The 26,039-nt window shown below is 48.6% G+C and carries 24 protein-coding genes and 1 other annotated feature; of the genes, 23 read left to right on the forward strand and 1 reads right to left on the reverse strand.

The genetic code is table 11. The features are described from left to right. Position 1: 1 nt before the first annotated feature. The 23 genes from mraY to ACFQ3W_RS07130 all read left to right on the forward strand — a co-directional run bounded on the left by mraY (position 2) and on the right by ACFQ3W_RS07130 (position 25,178). Positions 2-967, forward strand: a complete 966-nt coding sequence (gene mraY, locus ACFQ3W_RS07020) for a phospho-N-acetylmuramoyl-pentapeptide-transferase (RefSeq protein WP_379318048.1) — start codon at positions 2-4, stop codon at positions 965-967. Positions 968-969: 2 nt separating this feature from the next. Continuing rightward, positions 970-2,394, forward strand: coding sequence for a UDP-N-acetylmuramoyl-L-alanine--D-glutamate ligase (gene murD / locus ACFQ3W_RS07025; protein ID WP_379318051.1), 1,425 nt, complete (start codon positions 970-972; stop codon positions 2,392-2,394). 49 nt (positions 2,395-2,443) lie between these two features. Then, complete coding sequence (gene spoVE / locus ACFQ3W_RS07030) at positions 2,444-3,541, forward strand: stage V sporulation protein E (protein WP_379318053.1); 1,098 nt, start codon at positions 2,444-2,446, stop codon at positions 3,539-3,541. Between the two features lie 4 nt (positions 3,542-3,545). Beyond that, the gene (gene murG / locus ACFQ3W_RS07035; RefSeq protein WP_379318055.1) at positions 3,546-4,655 is read left to right on the forward strand and encodes an undecaprenyldiphospho-muramoylpentapeptide beta-N-acetylglucosaminyltransferase; all 1,110 of its coding nucleotides are present in this window, start codon (positions 3,546-3,548) and stop codon (positions 4,653-4,655) included. 258 nt (positions 4,656-4,913) lie between these two features. After that, complete coding sequence (murB, locus tag ACFQ3W_RS07040; protein ID WP_379318057.1) at positions 4,914-5,819, forward strand: UDP-N-acetylmuramate dehydrogenase; 906 nt, start codon at positions 4,914-4,916, stop codon at positions 5,817-5,819. 16 nt (positions 5,820-5,835) lie between these two features. Continuing rightward, positions 5,836-7,116: a UDP-N-acetylglucosamine 1-carboxyvinyltransferase gene (gene murA, locus ACFQ3W_RS07045; protein WP_379318059.1), complete on the forward strand. Its 1,281-nt coding sequence runs from the start codon at positions 5,836-5,838 to the stop codon at positions 7,114-7,116. A gap of 111 nt (positions 7,117-7,227) precedes the next feature. Further along, positions 7,228-8,001, forward strand: a complete 774-nt coding sequence (locus tag ACFQ3W_RS07050; RefSeq protein ID WP_379318061.1) for a cell division protein FtsQ/DivIB — start codon at positions 7,228-7,230, stop codon at positions 7,999-8,001. 245 nt (positions 8,002-8,246) lie between these two features. Next, complete coding sequence (gene ftsA / locus ACFQ3W_RS07055) at positions 8,247-9,494, forward strand: cell division protein FtsA (RefSeq protein ID WP_379318063.1); 1,248 nt, start codon at positions 8,247-8,249, stop codon at positions 9,492-9,494. Positions 9,495-9,551: 57 nt separating this feature from the next. After that, positions 9,552-10,676, forward strand: coding sequence for a cell division protein FtsZ (gene ftsZ, locus ACFQ3W_RS07060; protein WP_379318065.1), 1,125 nt, complete (start codon positions 9,552-9,554; stop codon positions 10,674-10,676). Between the two features lie 216 nt (positions 10,677-10,892). Next, entirely contained in the window at positions 10,893-11,933 is a 1,041-nt protein-coding gene (spoIIGA, locus tag ACFQ3W_RS07065; RefSeq protein ID WP_379318067.1) for a sigma-E processing peptidase SpoIIGA, read from the forward strand. A gap of 18 nt (positions 11,934-11,951) precedes the next feature. Beyond that, positions 11,952-12,674 (forward strand): RNA polymerase sporulation sigma factor SigE, encoded by a 723-nt coding sequence (sigE, locus tag ACFQ3W_RS07070; protein WP_379318069.1) that lies wholly within the window; start codon positions 11,952-11,954, stop codon positions 12,672-12,674. A 90-nt stretch (positions 12,675-12,764) separates the two neighbouring features. Next, positions 12,765-13,547 carry an RNA polymerase sporulation sigma factor SigG gene (gene sigG, locus ACFQ3W_RS07075; protein WP_379318071.1) on the forward strand — a complete coding sequence of 261 codons (783 nt, stop codon included), beginning with the start codon at positions 12,765-12,767 and terminating at the stop codon, positions 13,545-13,547. A 253-nt stretch (positions 13,548-13,800) separates the two neighbouring features. Next, on the forward strand, positions 13,801-14,634 hold the full coding sequence (locus tag ACFQ3W_RS07080; RefSeq protein ID WP_379318073.1) for a MerR family transcriptional regulator: 834 nt from the start codon (positions 13,801-13,803) through the stop codon (positions 14,632-14,634). 113 nt (positions 14,635-14,747) lie between these two features. Continuing rightward, a complete protein-coding gene (locus ACFQ3W_RS07085; protein WP_379318075.1) occupies positions 14,748-16,697 on the forward strand; it encodes an FAD-dependent oxidoreductase in 1,950 nt (649 codons plus the stop codon). Between the two features lie 211 nt (positions 16,698-16,908). Continuing rightward, positions 16,909-17,220 (forward strand): YlmC/YmxH family sporulation protein, encoded by a 312-nt coding sequence (locus ACFQ3W_RS07090; protein WP_379318077.1) that lies wholly within the window; start codon positions 16,909-16,911, stop codon positions 17,218-17,220. Positions 17,221-17,284: 64 nt separating this feature from the next. After that, positions 17,285-18,145 carry a peptidoglycan editing factor PgeF gene (gene pgeF, locus ACFQ3W_RS07095; RefSeq protein WP_379318622.1) on the forward strand — a complete coding sequence of 287 codons (861 nt, stop codon included), beginning with the start codon at positions 17,285-17,287 and terminating at the stop codon, positions 18,143-18,145. An 8-nt stretch (positions 18,146-18,153) separates the two neighbouring features. Next, positions 18,154-18,846 carry a YggS family pyridoxal phosphate-dependent enzyme gene (locus tag ACFQ3W_RS07100; RefSeq protein WP_379318079.1) on the forward strand — a complete coding sequence of 231 codons (693 nt, stop codon included), beginning with the start codon at positions 18,154-18,156 and terminating at the stop codon, positions 18,844-18,846. After that, complete coding sequence (locus ACFQ3W_RS07105) at positions 18,846-19,292, forward strand: cell division protein SepF (RefSeq protein WP_379318081.1); 447 nt, start codon at positions 18,846-18,848, stop codon at positions 19,290-19,292. Before ACFQ3W_RS07100 ends, ACFQ3W_RS07105 begins: the two co-directional genes overlap by 1 nt. Positions 19,293-19,300: 8 nt before the next feature. Next, a complete protein-coding gene (locus tag ACFQ3W_RS07110; protein WP_379318083.1) occupies positions 19,301-19,573 on the forward strand; it encodes a YggT family protein in 273 nt (90 codons plus the stop codon). A gap of 10 nt (positions 19,574-19,583) precedes the next feature. Next, positions 19,584-20,366: a YlmH family RNA-binding protein gene (locus ACFQ3W_RS07115; RefSeq protein WP_379318085.1), complete on the forward strand. Its 783-nt coding sequence runs from the start codon at positions 19,584-19,586 to the stop codon at positions 20,364-20,366. A 124-nt stretch (positions 20,367-20,490) separates the two neighbouring features. Further along, entirely contained in the window at positions 20,491-20,997 is a 507-nt protein-coding gene (locus ACFQ3W_RS07120; RefSeq protein WP_379318087.1) for a DivIVA domain-containing protein, read from the forward strand. Positions 20,998-21,217: 220 nt separating this feature from the next. After that, positions 21,218-21,529, forward strand: a binding site (T-box leader). A 51-nt stretch (positions 21,530-21,580) separates the two neighbouring features. Further along, positions 21,581-24,676, forward strand: a complete 3,096-nt coding sequence (gene ileS / locus ACFQ3W_RS07125; protein WP_379318089.1) for an isoleucine--tRNA ligase — start codon at positions 21,581-21,583, stop codon at positions 24,674-24,676. Between the two features lie 184 nt (positions 24,677-24,860). Continuing rightward, positions 24,861-25,178 (forward strand): DUF5665 domain-containing protein, encoded by a 318-nt coding sequence (locus ACFQ3W_RS07130; protein ID WP_379318624.1) that lies wholly within the window; start codon positions 24,861-24,863, stop codon positions 25,176-25,178. Here the strand turns inward: ACFQ3W_RS07130 and ACFQ3W_RS07135 are convergent. Continuing rightward, positions 25,165-25,902: a TraR/DksA C4-type zinc finger protein gene (locus ACFQ3W_RS07135; RefSeq protein WP_379318091.1), complete on the reverse strand. Its 738-nt coding sequence runs from the start codon at positions 25,900-25,902 to the stop codon at positions 25,165-25,167. The two genes, ACFQ3W_RS07130 and ACFQ3W_RS07135, sit on opposite strands and share 14 nt — an antisense overlap. Between the last annotated feature and the right edge of the window lie 137 nt (positions 25,903-26,039).

Raw genomic sequence — 26,039 nt, forward strand, 5'->3', positions numbered from 1 at the left:
CATGGATTTTGGACTAATTTTGTTAGCGATCGGCGTATCTTTCATTCTGGCCGTCATCTCGGCACCACTGCTTATCCCACTGCTCAGAAGACTGAAGTTTGGGCAGCAAATTCGCGGGGATGGACCGCAAAGCCATCTTAAAAAAGCAGGCACGCCAACGATGGGCGGTATTATCATCATTTTGGCTTTTACACTTTCCTTTCTGAAGTTTTCGGTCATTAACACCGATTTTTACGTAATGTTGGTTGCTACACTTGGCTTCGGTCTAGTTGGCTTCCTCGATGATTATATAAAGATTGTGTTTAAAAGATCACTTGGGCTTACGCCTCAGCAAAAATTGATCGGTCAGCTGCTGTTTTCCGGTATTGTATGCGCCTTGCTGATCTGGGAAGGGCACAGTACGGCAATCGGCATTCCGGGGACCTCGTTCTCCTTTGATTTTGGCCCTTGGTTCTATTATCCTTTTATTGTGGTTATGCTGCTGGCAATCAGCAACGCTGTCAACTTTACGGACGGACTCGACGGTTTGCTGTCAGGAGTTAGTGCAATCGCATTAGGCGCTTATGCCGTCATCGCCATGCAGGCCACCTCGCTTCCGGCAGCTGTATGTGCTGCGGCCATGATCGGGGCAGTGCTGGGCTTCCTCGTATTTAACGCCCACCCGGCCAAAGTGTTCATGGGCGATACCGGCTCGCTCGGCATCGGCGGAGCGATTGGCGCTATTGCCATCGTCACGAAAAGCGAGCTTCTTTTCCTCATCATTGGGGGAATTTTCGTTATAGAAATGCTGTCCGTCGTCATACAGGTCGTCTCTTTCAAAACGAGGGGGAAACGTGTTTTCAAAATGGCCCCGATCCACCACCATTTCGAATTGTCGGGATGGTCGGAGTGGCGCGTCGTGGTAACATTTTGGACTGTCGGCCTTTTGCTGGCGGGCATCGGACTTTATTTGAACAAGGGGTTGTAGAGATGAAACATCCAGATCAATACCGGGGACGGCAGGTGGTCGTCCTCGGTTTAGCCAAAAGCGGCGTTCAGGTCGCGAAAACCCTGCATAAGCATGGAGCCGTCGTGACGGCAAACGATAAGAAGGAAAGGGAACAATGTCCCGAAGCATCCGAACTGGAGGCTTTGGGAATTTCTGTTGTATGCGGCGGTCATCCGGACGACCTCATTCATGAGGACGTAGCGCTTGTCGTGAAAAACCCTGGCATTCCATATACTGTAGCACCTGTCGCCAAGGCCTTGGAGCTCGGCATCGACGTTGTGACCGAAGTGGAAATTGCCTATTTGCTTACGCATGCCCCGATAATAGGCATTACCGGCTCAAACGGGAAAACGACGACAACGACGTGGATCGGAAAGATGCTGGAATCCGCTGGACTCCACCCCATTGTAGCAGGTAATATTGGTACCCCGCTTTGCCAGGCTGCGGAGGACGCCAGTACGGAAGAGTGGCTGGTGGCTGAGCTAAGCAGCTTCCAGCTCAAGGGGACGCAAGACTTCCGTCCAGCGATCGCTTGCTTGCTAAATGTGGCGGAGACCCATTTGGATTACCATGGATCTATGGAGGACTACATAACGTCCAAGGCCAAGCTCTTCGCCAATCAACATGAGACCGATACGGCTGTTATTAATTGGGACGACCCTGTTTGCCGCAAGCTCATTCCCGATATTCGGGCGAAGCTGTTTCCTTTCTCCCTGACCGAAGTGCTGGATATGGAAAGTGTGTATGTCCGTCCGTCTTATGTGCGTGGGCAGGATGATGAGCTTGTACGGAGTATCGTTTATCGCGATTCCGAGGGCAACGAGCGGAAAATTGTCGATGTACATGAAATTGCGCTGCCTGGTCGCTTTAACGTAGGGAACGCCCTCGCAGCGATTGCGGCTTCGATTGCCGCAGGGGCTGCTCCTGAAGCACTAGTGCAGCCTCTACGAACATTTCGGGGCGTAGAGCACCGTTTGGAATATGTGGAAGAGAAGCAGGGAGTTGCTTACTATAACAATTCAAAGGCGACCAACTCGAAAGCGACCATCATGGCCCTTGGTGCTTTGAAGGCTCCAATTGTGCTGATCGCCGGAGGACTTGACCGAGGTTCAGATTATATGGAACTCGTTCCTTTCCTCAAAGGAAAGGTAAAGGCTCTAGTTGTCATGGGCCAAACGAAGGAAAAAATAGCTCATGTCGCAAGACTTGCGGGTCTAAGCGATATTGTGGTTGTCGATACTGAAGACAGCGCCGCGGAAACGCTGCGGACTGCGCTCAAGGAGGCGTCCAGTCTGGCGGTGTCTGGGGATGTCGTTTTGCTCTCTCCAGCATGCGCTAGTTGGGACATGTTTAAGTCATATGAAGAGCGTGGACGCATTTTTAAAGAGGCGGTGCATACCCTTTAAGTAGGGGGGTGGAAAAGCCCCTACTTTCTGTTAAGAGGTGGCATCCACGATGAGCAAGACCCGTACGGCACCGGACTTTTGGCTTCTAGCCAGTATACTCGGGCTTCTAGCGATCGGAATTGTGATGGTTTACAGCGCGGGTTCGGTACTCGGCTTTCATGATTACGGCGATTCTTTCTATTTCGTAAAGCGGCAGCTGCTGTTCGCCGTGCTAGGCCTGATTGCAATGTTTTTTACGATGAACTTCGATTACCGGCTTTTGCGAAATTACGCCAAGCTAGCGCTAATCATTTGCTTTGGCTTGCTAGTAATCGTGCTGATTCCCGGTATTGGGGATGTAAGGGGCGGGGCAAGAAGCTGGCTGGGTATCAGTTCTTTTGGGATCCAACCCTCCGAGTTTATGAAGCTCGGCATGATTTTGTTTCTGTCCTATCTCTTAAGCAAGGAAGATTACAAGATTACGCACTTTACAAAGGGCCTGCTTCCTCCGCTCGGCTGTATCGGGGCCGCGTTTGGACTCATTATGCTGCAGCCCGACTTAGGGACAGGCACGGTGATGTTAGGGGCATCATTATTTATCGTTTTTACCGCTGGTGCGAGAATAAAGCATTTGGCGGGGCTTGCCGCAATTGGCGTGGTTGGCTTTATAGGGCTGATCCTGGCAGCGCCTTATCGGCTGCAGCGGATTACCGCTTTTCTCGATCCGTGGTCGGATCCACTCGGGGCCGGCTATCAGATCATTCAATCCCTGTATGCGATCGGTCCGGGCGGCTTGGCCGGACTTGGGCTCGGTATGAGCCGGCAGAAGTACAGCTATGTGCCTGAGCCCCAAACGGATTTTATTTTTTCGATCCTTTCGGAGGAGCTGGGCTTTATTGGGGGACTCCTAGTTTTACTGCTATTTCTAATTTTAATTTGGCGTGGCATGAGGATAGCGATGACCGTTGACGATACGTTTGGCAGCCTGCTGGCTGTGGGGATCGTCGGAATGGTCGGGGTGCAGGTGGTCATTAATATCGGCGTTGTCATTGGAATGATGCCGGTTACCGGAATTACACTGCCTTTGATCAGCTATGGGGGCTCCTCGCTTACGCTCATTCTTACGGCATTAGGCATTTTACTTAATTTATCACGTTATGCGAGGTGAGAATATGCGCGTCGTACTAAGCGGCGGCGGAACCGGAGGACATATTTATCCTGCGCTGGCCGTCGCAAGCCAATGCGCTGAGGAATTTCCAAATTCCAAGTTTTTGTACATCGGCGGACAAAGAGGTTTGGAGAGCTCGCTGGTACCCAAAGAAAATATTCCTTTTGAAGCAATAGATATCACCGGTTTTCGTCGAAAGCTATCTTTAGAAAATGTAAAAACGATCATGCGGTTTCTTAAAGGGGTTCGAACCTCCAAAAAGCTGCTCCGTGAATTTAAACCGGATGTGGTCATCGGCACCGGAGGCTACGTATGTGGTCCGGTCGTTTACGCTGCGGCCAAACTTGGCATTCCAAGCATCATTCATGAGCAAAATGCCATTCCGGGTTTGACGAATCGTTTTTTAAGCAAGTATGTATCGACCGTTGCAGTCAGCTTTGACAATATGAATTCGGCCTTTCCCGGTGCCAAAAATATTGTCTACACCGGAAACCCGCGTGCCACAACCGTATTTGCGGCCGATAAAAATAAAGGCTACGATTCTCTTGGACTGCCGAAAAGCAGCTCCGTCGTGCTTGTCGTTGGGGGCAGCCGGGGCGCTAAAGCAATCAATGAAGCGATGATCCAAATGGCTCCCCTGTTAAACAAGGCGGAGCATTTGCGTTTTGTTTATGTAACCGGAGAGAGCTATTATGCCTCGACGATGAACACGATTCAAAGCCAGGTGGGGGAACTGCCCGATAACTTGCTAGTTCTTCCTTACGTGCACAATATGCCTGAGGTGCTGGCCAGCACCTCGCTGATCGTCAATCGCGCCGGCGCATCTTTTTTGGCCGAAATTACGGCGCTCGGGATTCCGTCGGTTCTTATTCCATCGCCAAACGTAACGAACAACCACCAAGAGAAAAATGCACGGACGCTGGAGCGGGCCGGAGCAGCTAAGGTTATTTTGGAGCCGGAGTTAACGGGGCAAAGCCTGTTTGACGCAATTAAACGCATTATGGGCGACTTAGAGGTGCATGCATCCATGTCGGAGGCTTCACGCCGTCTTGGCAAACCGGACTCCGCCCATTTGGTAGTCGAGGAGATGCGGAGGTTGATTCAAAGCCGGTAATTGCCGGAAAGCAACGAGAAATTGCTTGAAAACAGCAGCCGGTTTTGGACCTGGGCGATTGTCACATTCTTCGTAAGGAAGGCATAAGATACTTTATAATTCGTGACAATCCATGTGGAGCAAGAAAAGGAAAGCTAATGTCCTGATGCTCCAACGGACCCGGGCAACCGGCTTTGTTTGCGGCGGTAACCGGATGGCCGGCAAACGTTAAGTCGGGCGGTTACTATTTGCCATATAAGTCAAGGGGGGGATTTTACGATGCAGCAGTGGATATCGAATTTGAATCGGCAGGAAGTCGGGGAAATTATCCCTAACGAGCCGATGTCAAAATATACAACGTGGAAAATCGGCGGTCCCGCTGACGCCATGATCGTACCAGAAAATGCCCGGCAGCTAACGAAGCTCATTCACTTGCTTCACGAAGCGCAAATTCCTTGGATGGTGGTCGGCAAGGGTTCAAACATGCTTGTCTCCGACAAAGGGATACGGGGGGCCGTCATCCGATTAGGCGCTGAGCTGGAGCAAATTGAGTTTAATGGAGTAGAGGTAGAAGCTGGTGGAGGCGCTCCTTTCGTGAGACTGAGCATAATGGCGGGCAAACAGGGGTTAACCGGCCTTGAGTTTGCTGGCGGCATTCCGGGTTCGGTAGGCGGCGCCGTATATATGAACGCCGGTGCTCACGGGTCCGATGTGTCACGTATATTTAAATCCGCTGACATTGTTCTGGAGACAGGTGAGTTGGTCACTTATACCGCAGAGGAAATGGAATTTGCCTATCGACATTCCATCCTGCATGAAAAGCGTGGCATTGTGGCGAAAGCCACCTTCAAGCTTGCAGAGGGAGATCGGCTGGAGATTGCTGCGGCCCTGGCGGCCTATAAAGATCGTCGCCGCAAAACGCAGCCGCTGCAGCAGCCGTGTGCTGGCAGTGTTTTTCGCAACCCTCCTGGAGATCATTCGGCAAGATTGATTGAAGCGGCCGGGCTGAAGGGCCTAAGGGTCGGAGGGGCCGAGGTTTCCACGCTACACGCCAATTTCATCGTCAATACCGGGCAAGCGACAGCAGAGGACGTTCTAGCGCTCATGGAGCAAATTAAAGGCACCGTTGCCGCTAAATTTGGCGTAAATCTGGTGCCTGAGGTCTTCTTCGTGGGTGAACGGTAAACTCGGAGGTGATACATTGGACAAATTGGTGATCGAAGGGGGGACCCCCCTATCAGGAACCATTCGTATCCATGGAGCTAAAAATGCAGCACTGCCGATTCTGGCGGCTAGCATGCTGGCCGAAGGCAAGATGCAACTTCGAAATGTCCCCCGTCTGCTCGATATTGATGTCATGCTGGGCATACTCGCCAGGCTGGGCTGTAAAGCCGTCCACCTAGGGGACGTCGTAACCATCGATACGGGGAGCGCAGACTCGAGCCACGTGCCAGAGGATCTAATGAAACAGATGCGCTCATCCATCTTTCTCATGGGACCGTTGTTAGCCAGGTTCGGGGAGGTATGCATTTACCAGCCTGGAGGGTGCGCGATTGGGGAGCGAAAAATCGACCTGCATCTAAAAGGGCTAGAAGCACTTGGTGCTAAGATTGAAGAGAAAGACCAGCAGATTTGGTGCAGGGCCAGTAAACTGGTCGGCACTGACATTCATCTGGATTTTCCCAGCGTTGGTGCTACAGAAAATATCATGATGGCAGCTGCTCTGGCCGAAGGCACCACAATTCTCTCCAATGCTGCGCGCGAGCCGGAAATTCAAGACCTGCAAAATTTTTTGAACGCTATGGGGGCAAGTGTGATCGGAGCTGGAACAGATACGATTACGATTCGGGGAGTAAAACGTCTTCAGCCATGCGACTATGAAATCATTCCGGATCGGATCGTGGCCGGAACCGCACTAATTGCAGTGGCTGCAACCCGTGGTACCGTAACGCTCACACATTGCAATCCCGCGCATTTAGTAGCGCTGCTTCATGTACTAAGGCGGGCTGGTATTCAAATAGGAGCCACAAATGATATAATAACGATAATCAGTTCTGGCCGTCCGAAGGCAGTAGAGCGGATTGTTACCTCGCCTTACCCATCTTTTCCAACTGACTTGCAATCCCAAATTATGGTTCTTTTAGCTTTGGCGGACGGACTTAGCTTGATGAAGGAAACCGTATTTGAGGGCCGATTTAAGCATGTGGATGAATTGGTCCGTATGGGAGCCGACATTTCTGTAGACCTAAATTCCGCGTATATACGGGGAGTGCCTAGGCTTTACGGAGCCACTGTCGAGGCGACTGACCTAAGGGCTGGTGCTGCGCTCGTGATTGCCGGTCTGGCCGCTCAGGGGAAAACGATCGTTGAACAGGTCCACCATATCGACCGCGGCTATGATCGCATTGAAATGATGTTTCAACGTCTGGGAGGGGCTATGCATCGCGAATCCCCCGCACTGAAGCAGCTTGATTTAGCCTGAGTTGATACTTCGTTTTTATATCGATTCTATTTTGCCCATATTATGTGTCCCCTCCACTGGAGGGGATAATAGGCTTTGTAATATCTATTCAGAAAGTTGCGGAGTAATGACATGCCAAAAACGAATGTGCCTGCCTTGAAGGAGCCAAATCCGAAACCGAAAAAGAAGCATGGGCGAAAAATTAGGATTATTCTCCTTTTGCTGTTTCTCTCTTTACTTAGCGTCCTTTTTTTTCGTTCCTCTTTCAGTAAAATATCCGTCATTACCTTTCACGGCAATACGTATTCAACGGATCAGCAGTTGTTGGACGTAGCCGGATTAAAGGTGGGTTCTCCGTACTTTGCTCTGAGCGCGGACAATATTCGGCTAAGATTGGAGGCCGTTCCTTCAGTTGAACATGCTATCGTGAACAAAACGTTTCCCGGAAACGTGGATATTAAGATTGAGGAGTATCCGCTGGCTGCTTTTGAACTCAAGGAAGACGGGAAAATGACAGGTCTGTTGGCAAACGGAACGGAGATTCCATTGCATAACGATTCTCTTCAGGTGGACAAGCCTATATTGACCGGATGGAAGGCGAAAGATCCGAATTTAGCCAAGCTATGTGCAACGTTGTCCCAAATTCCGGATACGCTCACTGCAGACATATCCGAGATCGTTCCTTCGCCGTCATTGTCCTATCCGGACCGTATCAAAATGTACACCCGGTCACGCTTTGAGATTACTTCGGCGATCTCGCTCCTTGCTAAAAAAGCGGAGTATATGAACGAGATTTTGGAGTCTCAGGATCCCGGAAAACTGACGATGCTTGATGCTGATTCTTATGTTCCGTATAACCCGCCTAAGGCCGAAGATAACGAGCAAAATGATACTACTCATGAGTGAAAAACAATGTTAAAATACGTTTTATGGACTAGTTTCCTGACTCCCTCTTTTTTCTTATTATTTTTGCGTAGGGCAACAGGTCTACTTTCGTATTTTTTAGGTCCCTTTTGCCTAATTCCATGTAAAAGTTGGAAGCCAAAAAATTTGTAGAAAAAAGAGGGAAAGATTGAACTGCGTTGAATATGTAGAGAGTGCATCTAACATGGTAAGTATATTTTGAATGGGAAATAGGAGGTGCCAGGGGCTTGAGCAACAATGACATCATTGTTAGTTTGGACATCGGTACATCCAAAGTTCGTGCTATTATTGGGGAAATTAATAATGGAACCTTTAATATTATTGGGGTTGGATCTGCCGACTCGGAAGGAATTCGAAAAGGCGCGATTGTAGATATTGACCAAACGGTTCAATCGATCCGCAGCGCTGTGGATCATGCGGAACGGATGGTAGGTATTCAAATATCGGAAGTATATGTCGGCATTTCGGGAAACCACATCGGACTCCAAACGAGCCACGGAGTTGTAGCTGTACAGAATGAGGATCGTGAAATTAGCGAAGAGGATATCGACCGTGTGATGAAGGCTGCAGAGGTGATTGCGCTTCCACCGGAACGCGAAATTATCGATGTTGTTGCTAAGCAGTATGTGGTGGACGGGTTAGAGGGGATTCAGGATCCTCGGGGAATGATCGGGGTTCGTCTTGAGGTCGAAGCCACCATCATTACCGGAGCGAAAACGGCAATACACAATCTACTCCGTTGTGTAGAGAAATCTGGTCTAAAAGTCCGGGATTTAGTATTACTTTCGCTTGGTGCAGGTCAACTTGCCCTGTCAAAAGACGAAAAGACGATGGGTTCTGTACTGGTGGATATCGGTGCTGGATCCACAACGATCGCTGTTTTTGAAAGCGGCACGATCGTGGCGACATCTACGCTTCCGATAGGGGGAGAATTTATAACGAATGACATTGCTTACGGACTCCGCACTCTAACCGATCAGGCCGAGAAAGCCAAGCTTAAATACGGCTGTGCTTGTATTGAAGATGCAGCGGCTGACGTCACCTTTAAGGTTACGCGGATCGGCAGCAATGTTGATAAAGAATTTACGCAGGAGGATCTCGCTGCTATTGCGGAACCGCGGGTGCAGGAGATTTTTCAGCTTATTTGCCAGGAAGTCAAGCGGCTTGGATACGGGGAACAGCCTGGAGGTTATATTTTGACCGGTGGGACTGCCTCGATGCCGGGGTTGCTTAAGATAGCGCAGGAAGAGCTTGCCGCTTCCGTCCGGATTGCGGTGCCGGATTATATCGGTGTTCGTGATCCTGGGTTTACGGGTGGCGTTGGCATTTTGTATAAAGTCATCAAAAATATTCGTGTCCGCAATGTAGGAACTAAAAAGTCATCAAATCGAAGCAAAGCCACTAGCAACCAAGAGACTGTCAAGAAACCTGGTTTGATAGAACGCCTAAAAAATCTATTCAGCGAATTTATATAGTGGGTACAGGGATGATGAACGGGCCATCCTTGCACATTGAGGGGGAGATGGAAGAGTATGTTGGAATTTGATTTCGATATGGAGAGCTTGGCTCAAATTAAGGTCATCGGTGTAGGCGGTGGGGGAAGCAACGCTGTAAACCGAATGATCGAGAACGGCGTAAAGGGGGTTGAATTCATTACGGTGAATACGGACGCCCAAGCGCTTCATTTGGCCAAGTCCGAACATAAATTACAGATTGGCGATAAATTAACCCGCGGACTCGGCGCCGGAGCTAATCCGGAGGTCGGGAAAAAAGCGGCCGAAGAATCCCGCGATATGATTGCGAATACGTTAAAAGGCGCAGATATGGTATTCGTTACTGCCGGTATGGGCGGGGGTACAGGAACTGGCGCAGCTCCGGTGATTGCCGAAATCGCCAGAGAATGCGGTGCGCTTACGGTGGGTGTGGTAACCCGACCGTTTACTTTTGAAGGTCGGAAGCGTTCCTCCCAAGCCTTGCAAGGAATTGAAGCTTTGAAAGAAAAGGTAGACACGCTGATCGTAATTCCTAACGATCGACTGCTGGAAATCGTCGATAAGAAGACGCCGATGCTGGAAGCGTTCCGCGAAGCGGACAACGTGCTTCGTCAAGCGGTTCAAGGGATTTCGGACTTGATTAAAGTACCGGGTCTGATTAACCTTGACTTTGCCGACGTGAAGACGATCATGACAGAGCGCGGATCCGCTTTGATGGGGATCGGCATGGCAACCGGCGAGAATCGTGCAGCCGAAGCTGCACGCAAGGCAATTATGAGCCCGTTGCTCGAAACTTCCATCGAGGGAGCTCGCGGGGTCATTATGAATATCACAGGTGGAGCAAACCTGTCCTTGTACGAAGTTAATGAGGCGGCTGAAATCGTCATTTCGGCTTCCGATCCGGATGTGAATATGATCTTCGGTGCTATTATCGAGGAAGATATGAAAGAAGAAATCAAAGTAACTGTCATCGCTACAGGTTTTGAGAGTAAAGCAACGATTCACCCGAGCCGTAAGCCGACGGCTGCTCCGGGCCCGGGTGCTCCAGAACCACAAGATACGCGGTCTGCTTCAACTCTGAGACCTTTCGGCAATCAGCCTAGTGGAGATCAGCTAGATATTCCTACGTTTCTCCGTAACCGTTCACGGCACAATAACGAGTAATCGAAAATTTTAGACGTACGTCTTCCCCAAAGACCTTGTCCTATTAAATAGGACAAGGTCTTTTTTTGCCAAAAATCGCAGAAACTCTATGAAACCTGAATGTTCTTGGATTTGGGCGGGAGAGGTCGACAAAACTAGTGGGATTCTGCCCCCATTATTAGACAGACTTCATAGCGAGACATCTTTATACTGATAACCATCTCCCCAGGCAGGTGAATGCGGGTGGTTGTTTATATTGATCTTGTATTTTTACTGAATCTGGTTATTGATGCTAGCCTTCTGCTCGTGACGGCATGGATGCGGAAGCATAAGCTTATCATTTGGCGGATTATTGTTTCCGCGGTAGTGGGTGCACTATACGTGGTGATGATGTTTATGCCTGAGCTCAGCTTCATGTTTACGTTTCTCGTAAAATTTCTGTTTTCCGTTGTCATGCTGTGGATCGCTTTTGGGTTTGAGAGCTTGCAGCACTATTTAAGAAATATGGGCGCATTTTATATCGTAAATTTTGCAGCGGCCGGCGGTATCCTGGGTGTGCATTATTTGCTGCAGGATGCTGGAGAACTTTGGAACGGAATGTGGTACACGGCATCCGGTGGACTTGGGTTTTCGCTAAAAGTTGGCACGCTATTTACGCTCATTCTGTTCTTTGTCGTATTGTTTTGGTTTAAAAGGGTCATTGGCACACGGCAAAGGCAGGAAAAGATGGCCACTTATCTGGTTGATGTTCAGGCGATCTTAGGGGAGGCAGTAGTTCACTGCAAAGGTTTGATCGATACGGGGAATCAACTGACCGACCCGTTAAGCCGATTGCCAGTTATGGTGATGGAAGCTAAGCTGTGGGAAAAGCACTTCCCGGCAGCACTCCGTGGGCAGCTTACCGCAGAACGTGCGGACAACCTTATTTTGGAGTGGGCGGCGGAGGCCGGCTCTTTCCCGTGGCCTGATCGGCTGCGGCTAGTGCCTTATCGGGGAATTAACAAAGGTACGCAGTTTATGCTGGCACTAAAGCCTGATGAGGTTACTATCAGTTGGGATGGTCGGGAATATCGTACGGCGAAAGTCCTTATCGGTTTGGACGGGGGACGATTATCGGCAGAAGGCTCTTATGAGGCTATCGTACATCCGGCGCTGACAGAAGGGGCGGAAGCAGTTTCGACGGAACAGACCACATTGCATACGGATACGGATATGAGCCCCGCTTGGGCATCGGGCACAGAGAACCGTTCGGACTCTATCAGTAAAACGGGAACGTAATATGGGAGGAAAGAGAACATGCGTGTAAAATGGAAACTGATGCTGCAGCTTCAGTACTACCGAATGTTGTTTATTTTTGGACTAAAAAGCGAGGAAATCTATTATATTGGCGGAAGCGAAGCGCTGCCGCCTCCATTGACGCGCGAAGAAGAGGAATACTTGCTGCAGCGGCTGTCTAGTGGTGATGCGGCGATACGGGCTATGCTGATCGAAAGAAACTTAAGGCTCGTCGTGTATATCGCCAGAAAATTTGAAAACACGGGAATCAACATCGAGGATCTCGTCTCAATTGGGGCGATCGGCCTGATCAAAGCGGTCAATACGTTTGACCCGGAGAAAAAGATTAAGCTGGCGACATACGCCTCGCGCTGCATCGAAAATGAGATATTGATGTATTTACGGCGCAACAGTAAAATTCGCACCGAGGTCTCGTTCGATGAGCCGTTGAACATCGATTGGGACGGTAACGAGCTGCTCTTGTCCGACGTTCTCGGCACGGAGAACGATACAATTTACCGCAACATTGAAGAGCAGGTTGACCGAAAGCTGCTGCATAAGGCGCTTGATAAGCTAAGCGAGCGGGAACGGATGATTATGGAGCTGCGGTTTGGCCTCGTCGACGGCGACGAGAAGACACAAAAGGACGTTGCTGACCTGTTAGGCATCTCGCAATCTTACATTTCTCGCTTGGAAAAACGGATCATCAAACGGCTCCGCAAGGAATTCAATAAGATGGTGTAGGTCACCCCCAGCTTAACGTTGTATAGGAATAAAAATACAGTCCGAGGAGATAATGATCATTAATGTTTCTCCTTGGGAGGTTAAGACACGATGACCCGAAACAAAGTCGAAATTTGCGGTGTCGACACTGCAAAACTGCCCGTTCTAACCAATGCAGAAATGCGTGAATTGTTCCACTCGCTGCAGCAAGACCACGTAAGATCAGCCAGAGAAAAGTTAGTGAATGGCAACCTGAGACTCGTGCTGAGCGTCATCCAGCGGTTCAACAATCGGGGGGAGTATGTAGACGACCTGTTTCAGGTTGGCTGCATCGGACTCATGAAAGCCATCGATAATTTTGATTTATCGCAAAACGTCAAATTCTCCACGTATGCCGTCCCGATGATTATCGGTGAAATCCGGCGCTATTTGCGGGACAACAATCCGATTCGCGTTTCCCGCAGTCTTCGAGATATCGCCTATAAGGCGCTGCAAATGCGGGACAGCTTGACCAATAAAAACTCGCGGGAACCAACGATTTTTGAAATATCGGAAGCGCTTGGTTTGCCAAAGGAGGACGTGGTGTTCGCTTTGGACGCAATTCAAGACCCGGTTTCCTTATTTGAACCGATTTATCACGACGGAGGCGATCCGATTTACGTGATGGATCAAATCAGTGATGATAAGAATAAGGACGTCTCCTGGATCGAGGAAATCGCGCTGCGTGAAGCGATGCAAAGACTGGGCCGCCGCGAGAAAATGATTCTCTCCATGCGCTTCTTTGAAGGCAAGACGCAAATGGAGGTTGCCGATGAAATTGGAATCTCCCAAGCACAAGTATCGAGGCTAGAGAAATCCGCCATTTTACAAATGCAAAAACATGTGAAGTCTTAAATAAACGGTCCCTGCGGGGACCGTTTTTATTGCACCTTCATTTCTCTTTCGGTGCTGTCATTTACATATAATGCCAAACTTATTGTTCAAACGTACTGCCTGTTATTTTTTTTCATCAGGTAAAAATCTCCATCAAACATCGCGGTTTGTGAAGAAATCCATATTTTTATTTCACTTCGACCCGTATCATTTTAAGCATAGTGCAAGATCATGATATGGCTAATTAGGAGCCAAACAGATTGGAGGGAGCAAAGTGAAATATTGTATTGGTGAATTTTCTTCAATCCTCGGAATTACAAGAGATACGCTCAGATTGTACGAAAAGCACGATATCGTCAAGCCCATAAAAGATCATCATAATAAATATCGATATTTTAACGATTTGGATGCCAGAGACTTGCTGATGAGCCGGTGGTATCGGAGCATGCAAATCCCACTGCATGATGTAGCAGGTCTAATGAAGAGCTCCTCTTTGGAAACGATTACTGAGAAAATCGGGGAAAGCATAGAACAACTAGAAGAGGAAATTCAGAGAAGCACCATGCTTTTAAACAAGCTGGAGGAGCTGAATCAGGAGATCCACTCAATCGAAGGCTCCTTGTACCAATGTAAGATTACAGAGGTGCCTGGGCTTTATCGATTCAAGCAAACGAACAGAAATGATCTGCTAAAAAACGAAGGACTGGAAAACATCGTAAACAGCTTGATGGAGCAGCTTCCGTTTACTTTTTACTGTTTCCGAATCGGAATGGATCAAATGCTGATGGAGGGTGCGGACAGTTTTGATTACAGTTGGGGCCTCACCCTGTCGGAGGATGATCTGCCCAAATTGAAGGTTGAAATCAGCGACCATCTGGAATACATAGCCCCATCCACTTGCGTATCGGCCGTCATCACCTCGCCTTGCGGAGAATATTTGTCAAAGGAGTACCTGCAATTTATGCTTGATTATTTGGACGAGCACCAGTATACGATATCAGGTGATGTAGTCGGCAAGCTGATTTTGACGGAAAATAATGACGGGAATAAGCGATCCTACTTACAAGTCAACATACCGATTTGCCAGGGGGCTGACGCGGAAAAATGATTGACCTTGGTGCAGCACCAAGGTTTAAACTTCAAAGTGAAGCCTCCTTTTTGATAATGTGAAAAGTATCACAAAAAAGGCTTCGAATATGCTGTAGGGGGAGAAGAGTGAAGATGCGAAAACACAAAAAACTGAACAAAATGCTCATGTTTTCCGTCTGCATCGTGCTTTTGGTTTCCATGCTAAGCGGCTGTATGGAACCAGGAAAACAGTTGGCAGCGCCTGCTTCGTCAACTAAAGCGGCAAGTACCTTCAAAGCAGGTACATATACCGGGGAAGCTGATGGCAAGGACGGAGTTGTTAAAGTCCAAGTAACGATGGAGAAAGCAGATCAAATCAAGGCTATTAAAGTCCTCGGACAAACGGAAACAAAAGGCCTTGGCGATAAGGCGATCCAACAAATCACAGCTCAAATTCTGGCTAACCAAACGCTGAAAGTCGATGCAGTAAGTGGTGCAACCATTACTAGTAATGCGATTTTGAAAGCGGTGGAAAACGCCGTGAAGCAAGCTGGCGGCGATGTTGCTGCCTTGAAAACGAAATCCGTTAAAAAACCGGGTGCCGGTAAAACGGAGAAATATTCGACTGATGTCGTAGTTGTTGGCGCCGGTGCCTCCGGTGTTTCGGCAGCCGTTACGGCTTCGGACAAAGGCGCTAAAGTTATCCTCGTGGAAAAAACAGCTACGATCGGCGGAGCAAGCAACCTGTCTTGGGCAGGCAAATTCTACAATTCCTCCGCTGCAGTGGCAGGCGGCTTGAAAGTCGACGTTGAGAAAGAAATTGCAAACTGGATCGTAAACAACCACTACAGAGTTGATGCTGCCGACCTTCGTCAATATGTGACGAAATCCGGCGAAACCTATGATTGGTTGAAGAACAAAGGTTATGTTACTAAGTTCATGAATTTTGGCGGAGAACAGCTGCATTTGCTGCCAGCTTATGACACTCGCGAACAAACGCTGCGCAGTATGCTGGCTGATTCCGTTGAAAAGAACGGCGGTAAAGTCCTCACGCAAACTACAGCTAAAAAGCTGATTAAGGATGCTGCGGGTGCTGTTACCGGCGTAGTTGCAGAAAAAGAAGACGGAACGACTGTTGAAATTACGGCTAAAAGCGTAGTAATGGCAACAGGTGGTTACGCAGGCAACAAAGAAATGGTTAAAGAAGCCTTTGGTTTCGAAGGCGTGAACGGCGGATTGGCTCAAAACATCGGCGAAGGCTTGAAGATGGCTTGGGCTGCAGGCGCTAAAGTTCCTGACAACTTCGGCGGACAAATGCTGCACCAAACGTTGGCAAAAGCTACAGCTCAGTTGAAGAAAGAATATACTCCTTTTGAATCGAGCTATCCTTTGATGCTCACATATCTTCCAACCTTGATGAACGTTGGTCCTTCCGGCGCTAGATTCCGGGATGAAGCGGCTACTTTAGTTCCAGTTGCTGCAGCTAACACTAGTGCATTTAACGGACCTTACCATTTGGTTATCGTTTCGCAATCGCAAATCGATGCTCTGACGGCTAAAGGCATGGCTGGATTAAATACAGCTAAAGTGCCAGGTATGCCTCCAGAATTCTATGCAAGCTTCAAAGATCAGTACAAAGTAGATACTCCTTGGAAAGATGCGCAAAAAGTATTCGATTCCATGGTGAAAAATGGCGACGGGTTTAAAGGCAATTCGATCGAAGAATTGGCTAAAAACGCCGGCATGGATGTACAAGTTTTCAAAGATGCCTTCAAGAACTATGATGAAGCTACAAAGACAGGCGTTGATACCGAATTTGGCAAATCCAAAGATTACTTGCTCCCAATGGGCAATGGTCCTTACTATGCGATTAAAGCTGAAATCAACAATCTGGGTTCGGTTGGCGGCTTGATTGTTAACACCAAGTTCCAAGTGCTTAACGACAAACGTGTACCGGTTAAAGGCTTGTATGCAGTAGGTTTGGAATCCGAAGGCGTATTGTTTAACGATACTTATGTCGGAAACGGCGTAGGCATCGGCTACTCCTTTACTTCCGGTCGTCTTGGCGGGGAAGATGCTGCTATCGGCGCTCTCGGACTGTAAGAAAATATTTGCTTATGCAATGAACAGCTTTTAAACATAGGGACTGCTCTATAGGATCTTAAGGATCCTATAGGGTAGTCCCTTTCCCTATTTATGACAACCCGAACGGTTTTCTTAATTTTTTCGAAACATCGATCATATAGTAAAGGGACGGTATGTATCGAGGGCGGACGGGGGCGATCATAATATGGACAATGTGGTGAGAGCGAGTATGAAAATTTCTGATTTCCAGACAAAGGACGTCATTAATGTAGTAGACGGTAAACGGCTAGGACATATTAGCGACTTGGAGCTTGACCTTAAACAAGGAGTCATCGAGGCGATTGTCGTTCCGGTGAACACGAAATTTATGGGACTGTTCGGCGGTGGTAGTGATCTTATCATTCCGTGGAAAAATATCGTCAAAATTGGCTCTGATGTCGTTTTGGTCAAAATGGATGAGCTTAGAGAGTCCAGAGTTCAACCGCAATATGAGACGACCGTTTATATTGATCGGGATGGCCGGGCAGAACGGAGAAGCTAGGGCGAAGGTACTGCCGTTTTGTGGTACACTTAATGGAGTCAGAAAAAAGCGAAGGGGATGGATGATGGAACCGTTTGTTAGGAACCCTATGAATCAAACTCAGGAGCGCTTTGAACTCGAAGGCTGGATCCACCTGGTTCCAGGGCTAACCGCAGGTTTCACCAGCCGGAGCGGAGGAATAAGCGAGCCGCCATATGATAGCTTCAATTTGGCCTATCACGTGGGAGATAGCCCCCAGCACGTATTGGAGAACCGGCGGCGCCTAGCAGAGACGCTGGGTTTTAACCCGGAAACCTGGACATGCGGCGAGCAGGTTCATGATACGAAAATCGCCGTAGTCCGTAAAAATGATCGAGGAAAAGGATACGCTGATCGAAGCAGCGCTTTTCAGGATATGGACGGTCTCGTCACGAATGAACCTGATGTTTTGCTGACATCGTTTTATGCTGATTGCGTACCGCTTTATTTTCTGGATCCCAGAAACAAAGTGATCGGACTTGCACACGCCGGCTGGAAGGGAACCGTTAAGCTTATCTCTCATGCGATCATTGACACGATGGAGCGGGAATTCAGCAGCAACCGTGCTGAAATTCGAACAGCCATCGGGCCGAGCATCGGACAATGCTGCTATGAGGTGGACGAGATGGTTATGGGAAAGGTACGGGAGGCGGTTGAAACGATCGGTGCAACCCAGGCGGATTACGAGGCCCACTCTCTTTTCGCCCCTTCTCAGCACGATGGAAAAACCATGCTGAACTTGAAAGAATTGAATCGAATCATTATGATAAAAGCAGGAATATTGCCGACTCATATCGAATGTACAACGTGGTGTACAAGCTGTCATCCCGAGTTGTTCTTCTCATATCGCAAACAAAATGGAGTAACGGGTAGGATGGCTAGCTGGATTGGCAGGAAAGTGAGGTGATCCTTTCTATGTCGCTTAAGGAACGAATTAAGCATGTAGAGAGCTGCATCCAAGCCGCGTGCGACCGCAGCGGACGTAAGCGGGAAGATGTGAACATCGTCGCCGTGACCAAATATGTGTCGCTGGAATTGACGAGATCCGTATTGGACGAAGGGATTGTCCATATTGGAGAGAACCGTCCGCAAAATGCCGTCCCTAAATGGGAGGCGCTTCAAGGCAGAGGTGTATGGCATTTTATCGGCCATTTGCAGAGCAGAAAGGTAAAGGACGTTATCGGTAGATTTCAATATATTCATTCGCTGGACCGACTTTCTTTAGCCCTGGAGCTGGAGAAAAGGGCGGCGGCGCTCGATACGACAATTTTGGCATTTTTGCAGGTTAACGTTTCAGGCGAAGAGTCCAAGCAAGGGATAACTCCGGAAGAGGCGACCGAGTTTCTAAAGGAAACGGCGTCATTAACCCGAGTGAAGATCATCGGACTTATGACAATGGCCCCGATTGTAGACGATCCGGAGCAAGCTAGACCCGTTTTTCGGAAGCTTAGGGAGCTGCGCGATGAGTTGAATGCACAGGGGCTGACGAAAGAACCCCTCACGGAGCTGTCGATGGGGATGTCGGACGATTTTGAGGTAGCGATTGAAGAAGGGGCGACCTGGGTTCGCCTTGGTACTCTTTTAGTGGGGAAAGGGGAAGAGACGTAATGGGAGTTATGAACCGGTTCATGAACATGCTGGGCCTTCAGGAAGAGGAAGAGATTGTGGAGAGGGAAGGAATATCTGACCAAGAAGAAGAGCTTGAAACTCCTAGCTTTGAAACACGTAGAAATCAAAGAGGGAACAACGTCGTCAGCATTCACTCCCAGAAAAATGTAAAAGTCATCCTCTATGAACCGCGTTCTTATGACGAGGCGCAGGAGATCGCTGACCATTTACGTTCCCATCGTTCCGTAGTAGTGAATCTTCAGAGGGTACGCAACGACCAGGCGATGCGTATTATCGATTTTTTGAGTGGTACTATTTATGCGTTAAGTGGTGGTATATCCAAAATCGGCAGTAATATTTTTCTTTGCACCCCGGACACCGTCGAAATTCAGGGGTCCATTACGGAAATACTGACCGAAGACCCCGATTATAACAGAATGAGGTGAAGACAGCTTTGATTTACAATATCGACTCGATTGTGTGGCTGCTGTACAATATTTATTTTTATATGATTTTGGTTTATATCTTAATGTCTTGGGTACCGAATGCCCGAGATAGCTTTATCGGCGAACTACTCGGCAAGCTGGTGGAACCATTTTTGGCTCCGTTCCGGCGATTTATTCCTCCTATCATGGGAATGATTGATATATCTCCGATTGTGGCGCTGTTAGTTTTGCAGCTGGCTGCGAGTGGGCTTATCAGCATCTTACATTATATAATTGGATGACGTGAACCTTATGCGAATTGATATTTATGAACACTTCAGTCCAGAGGAGCGTCCTTTTGTCGATCGGGCCTGGGAATGGGTCGTAAATGCCGGGGAATACCATGAAGTCAAGCGTACTGACTTTTTGGATCCGCGGCAGTGTTTTATTATGGAGTCTTTAGCCAATCGGCATCCGGATGTAACGCTTCGGCTGGACGGAGGATATGAAGGTGCGGAACGTTGCCGCGGACTGGTAGCCCCGGACTATAGGGACCTGCGCCTTGAGCCGATGGGGATGAAGGTACTTAGCATCACTTCAGAGGATCAAAAGTTTCCCACTTTGCAGCACGGCGATTTTTTAGGAGCTGTCCTTGGGCTTGGTTTAAAACGGGAGAAAATCGGAGATATTCACGTTCGTGAAGACGGCTGTCACGTTGTAATCGCCGAAGAAATCGCTTCCTTTTTGGATATGAACCTTCGACAAGTGCACCGCGTGCAAGTGCTTACGGAGATTTTGGAGCTGGACGGCCTAATCACAGCGGAGAAAGAACTTGAGCAATTGGACCTTACGGTGGCCTCCTTACGACTTGACGGAATCGCCAGTGACGTTTTTCGATTAAGCAGGAGCAAAGTTTTGATCCCTATAAAGGCGGGGCGCTGCCGTGTTAACTGGAGAGTTGAGGAGGATCCCTCGAAGTCGCTGAAATCCGGAGATGTTGTGGCACTGCAAGGATTTGGACGTTTTAAGGTGCTTGAGATAGATGGATTGACCAAAAAAGGCAGACACCGCGTTAAAATCGGCAAATTTGTATGAGGACTTTGCAGGAGATGGCCGATTATTGTCGAATATGATAGTTCAAACTAATCCTGTTCATTTGAGTTAGGACGCCACAAAATCTTTTTAAGGATGCTTGCGAATTTTATTGGAGGTGGGGATCATGCCATTAACGCCGCTGGATATACATAACAAAGAGTTCTCCAGACGTATTCGCGGTTACGATGAGGATGAAGTCAACGAATTTCTTGACCAGGTAATCAAAGACTATGAAATCGTGATCCGGGAAAACAAAGAGCTTCATAATCAGCTTCTAGCTATGCAAGAGAAACTGGATCATTTCGCCAATATCGAGGAAACGCTGAGCAAGACAATTATCGTTGCACAGGAAGCAGCGGATGATGTGAAGAACAACGCGAAGAAGGAAGCGCAGCTGATCGTCAAAGAAGCGGAAAAGAACGCCGACCGAATTGTCAATGAATCACTGGCGAAATCGCGGAAGATTGCCATGGAAGTTGAAGAGCTGAAGAAGCAGGCTTCCATCTACCGTGCCCGTTTCCGGACGTTGGTGGAAGCGCAGCTTGATTTGCTGAGCGGTGACGGTTGGGATACGCTGGAAAATCGCGAACAATCTCATGACAAAACACCTGAGGTACAGGAGCTATACTAAGAAAGCCCAAGGTCAATTTCAGGAAGCAAACGCCATTTGAAGGCAATCAGCCATCGCATGGCGTTTTAATTTCCCGGTGTGTGCGCAGCGATGTCAATGATGCCTTTCTCTAATGTTACATAACATGGAGCCATTTATAGCTTCTTCTCATGTTGACATGAGGGACATGAATAAGTTATAAATATAAACATAATGTAGTTGATTAACGTTAAAAATTTAAAATGATTTGATGATGGGAACCAGTACGCTGCGAAATTGTTCCTCAGAGAGTTGGCATCTTGCTGAAAGCCAATGTTCAATGCGCAGACGGAATATCATCCCGGAGAAGTAAAGCTGAATTTTTTTAGAGGGAAGTTCAAGAAGACATCTTTTGGACTTCTGATGAAGAAAGCGTAAGCTTTGCCGGCTGTCGGCCGTTAACCCGGCCCCATATGAAGCGTATGGGATCAAGGTGTCATGTTGCTAGGTGTTGTTATAAGCCAAGCGTTCATGAAACAAGGGTGGTAACGCGAGCTAAAGTCTCGTCCCTTTGGGGCGGGGCTTTTTTTGTTTTTTTCCATGCTAAGTGAAAGGGAGTAGTGTCATGAAAAAAGTCGATGTCAAAGAACATGCTCGTACACGCGATTTGCGTATACTGGACAAATGGAACAAGGAGAACACGTTCAAGCGGAGTATTGAAAATCGTGAGGGACGTCCCAATTTCGTATTTTATGAAGGGCCGCCAACAGCCAACGGGCTGCCGCATATCGGGCACGTATTAGGACGGGTTATTAAAGACTTTGTCGGGCGTTATCAGACGATGAAAGGGTATCGTGTCGTCCGCAAAGCAGGTTGGGATACGCATGGCTTGCCTGTAGAGCTCGGTGTTGAGAAAGAACTGGGCATTTCGGGCAAGCAGGAAATTGAAAAGTACGGCATTGAGGAATTTGTGAAGAAATGTAAGGACAGCGTATTTGGCTACGAAAAGCAGTGGCGCGAATTTACTGAAGCAATTGCGTATTGGACCGATCTCGACAATCCTTACGTGACGCTGGAAAACAATTATATCGAGAGTGTGTGGAACATTTTGGCGACGATTCACGACAAAGGTTTGTTGTATCGTGGCCATCGTGTCAGCCCGTATTGCCCATGCTGCCAAACGTCGCTCAGCTCCCACGAAGTGGCTCAGGGCTATGAAGATGTGAAGGATCTCAGCGCGACAGCGAAATTCCGTCTGCATGACACAGGCGAATATGTTCTGGCCTGGACGACCACACCATGGACGCTGCCGGCTCACGTTGCCCTGGCGATGAATCCAGACATGGAATATGCCAAAGTGAAGCAGGAGGACGGCGTATACATTGTCGCCAAAAACCTTGTTGAGAAAGTGATGAAGGGTGAATACACCGTCCTTTCGACTCACAAGGGTTCTGAATTCATCGGCAAAACATATACCCCTCCGTTTAGCTACATCCAAGCGGATAAAATCAATGTTATCGTTGGCGCCTCTTTCGTTACGGATGCCAGCGGTACCGGGATTGTTCATATGGCTCCGGCTCATGGTGAAGACGACTACCGTACGTGCCGCGAGAACGGCATCAGCTTTGTGAGCGTGGTTAACGGTCAGGGTCGCTATACTGATACAGTTAGTGATTTTGCCGGGCGTTTCGTTAAAGACTGCGACCTGGATATCGTTAAGACCCTGTCCGAGAAGGGACTTCTCTACAGCAAGGAAAAATACGAGCACAGCTACCCATTCTGCTGGCGCTGCAAATCTCCGCTCTTGTATTATGCGATGGACAGCTGGTTTATCGAGACGACCGCGGTTAAAGATCAATTGATTGCAAACAACAACTCGGTCGAATGGTTCCCAGGACATGTTCGCGATGGACGTTTTGGTAAGTTTCTAGAAGAGCTAGTGGATTGGAACATCAGCCGTAACCGCTACTGGGGAACTCCACTGAACGTTTGGGTATGTCCGGATTGCAAAGGGCAGTTTGCGCCGCACAGTGCAGCCGAGCTGCGCGAGCATGCTATAGGACATGTCAGTGAAAATTTGGAGCTTCATAAGCCATACGTGGATGAAGTTAAAGTACGGTGTCCACACTGCGAAAACGGAGTTATGGAGCGGACGTCCGAGGTTATCGACGTATGGTTTGACAGCGGCTCGATGCCTTTTGCCCAGCACCACTATCCGTTTGAAAATGAGCAAACTTTTGCAGATCAATATCCGGCTGACATGATTTGCGAAGGTATCGACCAAACGCGGGGCTGGTTCTACAGCTTGCTGGCCGTATCTACGTTATTCAAGGGGAAAGCTCCTTACAAGGCGGTTATTGCTACCGGCCTCGTGCTGGACGAGAATGGCTTGAAAATGTCCAAATCGAAAGGTAACGTTATCGATCCGTGGGATATCATCAAAGAGTTCGGTACGGATGCGTTCCGGTGGGCTTTGCTGTCCGATAGTGCACCTTGGAACAACAAACGGTTCTCCAAAGGCATTGTGGCGGAAGCAAAATCCAAAGTAGTCGATACGCTGGTGAACACCCATGCGTTCCTGACGTTGTATGCCGGAATCGACGGCTATAAGCCGGAGGAACATCCTTTCCGTCCATCGAGCCATAAGCTTGACCGCTGGATTTTGTCAAGGCTGAACAGCTTGATTCTCGTGGTCGACAAAGGCCTTGCCGTGAACGACTTCGTCAACTCTTCTCAGGCGATCGAAGGCTTCATCGATGAGCTGAGCAACTGGTATATCCGCCGTTCCCGCGACCGTTTCTGGGGCAGTGGCATGACGGAAGACAAATTGTCCGCTTACCAGACGTTGACGGGTGTGCTGCTTTCACTGTCCAAGCTGATCGCGCCATTTGCGCCGCTGCTGGCTGAGGACATCTTTACGAACCTGGGCGGCGGGGAGAGCGTTCATCTGGCGGATTATCCAAAAGCCGACGAATCGTTGATTGATCTCGAATTGGAGAAGGATATGGAAAGCGCCCGTCAAATCGTTGAACTCGCTCGTAACGTTCGAAACGAAACGGGAATTAAGACGCGGCAGCCGCTGCATAGCGTAATCGTATCGATGAATCGTGATTTTGCGGTGAGTGAATACGAGGAGATCATTAAGGAAGAGATCAATGTCAAGGAAATCGATATCGAGACGAGTGACAGCGGGTTTGTTGATTTCGTGCTGAAGCTGAACCTGAAGGTTGCCGGGAAAAAATACGGTAAAAATGTCGGTTTCCTGCAAGGGTACCTCAAGAGCCGTCCGGCAGAAGAGACTCGTGCGATCGTGGAGAATGGCAAGCTAGATGTAACAACTCCTGATGGTGAAGCTTTGACGGTTACGGCGGATGAGCTGCTGATTGAGAAACAGGCAAAACCGGGCTTTGCTTCCGCTTCCGGTTACGGCATTACGGTGGCCCTCAACACGGACATTACGCCTGAGCTCGAACAAGAAGGCTGGGTTCGTGAGGTGGTTCGTGCGGTTCAGGATACACGGAAGAAGCTTGATTTACCGATCGATTTAAGAGTGCACCTTACACTCGATGTAGATGATGAACTCAAGAAAGCTATTACTGCCTTCGATCATGTACTACGGGAGAACGTGCTTGTTACTGACGTAGCTTTCGGTCAGCTCGATGAGAAGGCGGAAAAGGCAGATCTCGGCAGCAAAACGATCGGAATCTCTATTGAAGCTTAATCTTCTTCTATAAATAATTACGGCTGTATGACCCACATGGCAGACGGCCATAATAATAGTAATTGAAACAAACGAGCTTAGGCTTTCCTCTTTCAAGGTAGAGGTGCTAAAGCTCGTTTGTATTTTTACTATAGCAAAGGATGGGGTATGGATGACCGGTCAAAAAACAGCTCCCGAACCGCCGATGGAAGAGCTTCCTGCATCGACGGAAGAGAAGCTGAGCGCGATATATCGTCTTATCCTCGCTTTGACAAGAGAGCTTGAGAAATCGCGTATCGCCGAATATACCCAACTGTTAAACCGCCCATGGCGTTTGATTTGGCTAAATGTATTATCAGGAACAGCAAGAGGAGTCGGCGTGGCCATCGGCTTTACGTTTTTTGCGGCAACTATTATTTATATCCTGCAAATTCTCGGCGCACTGAACCTGCCCATTATCGGTGACTACATCGCCGACATCGTTCGGATCGTGCAAAGACAGCTGGAGCTTAATACGTATTAGGGCCAGTTCCGAGTGAGTCCTCACTGTCTAAATGCTCAGTGGCACTCATATGTTTCCGGTATACTCCGTTACGGTAAAAGCAAACGTTTTTGCCATAAATATCGGTAGCAACGAATGTTTCGTACGGCTCGACGAACCCGTCGAACTCGCTGTCGGCTTCGATCTCCATATCATTATAATCATCCACCTCGGAATCCTCAGCATAGGCCGGCGAATTTGAGGTCCCGAAGCTTTCGACGATTTGCCAGGTGTCTTCCCCATCAAAGCCGTTTTGATCGTCGCGTTCATCGAGACTGGTACGCCCAAACGGAGGAGACAGGAAAATTTCCTCAATTGGCCGTTTCGCCGAAACGAAGGATTGAGGGCTATGCTCCTTGCAGTAGGCGGTTTCTGGAATAGCGCTTAGGCGTTCGTAATCAATCGGCTTTCCGCAGGTCGCGCATACACCGTAGCTGCCATCTTGTATCCTTTGTAACGCGTCTTCAATCCGTGCTAGCTGCAGCTCATGATGTTCTGCGAGCGCGAGGTCTTTTCCTCGTTCATATACTTCTGAGCCAAGGTCACCGGGATGGTTGTCGATCGGGCTAAGCTCGTTGGTGTTGTCGCGCAGGGATTCGTTCATCCCGTAATGATCATTGCCAGATAACTCTTCAATCATCGACGTGCGTGCATCTTTGAGCCTGGTTTCAAGCTCATTTAATTGCTGTTTCGTTAAATGCGACATGAGGGCTCTCCTTTCCTTCCAGGTCCTGTTGAACATATTATATACGACCTCTATAGCGCTATTTTGCGCAAAACCATGACGAATTACCTAAGGAAAATCCTTTCGCGCATGGACGGGCGATTTCCGCCTGTGCTACA

This window comes from Paenibacillus puldeungensis, from assembly GCF_042678945.1.
In the GTDB taxonomy this organism is placed as follows: Bacteria; Bacillota; Bacilli; order Paenibacillales; family Paenibacillaceae; genus Fontibacillus; species Fontibacillus puldeungensis.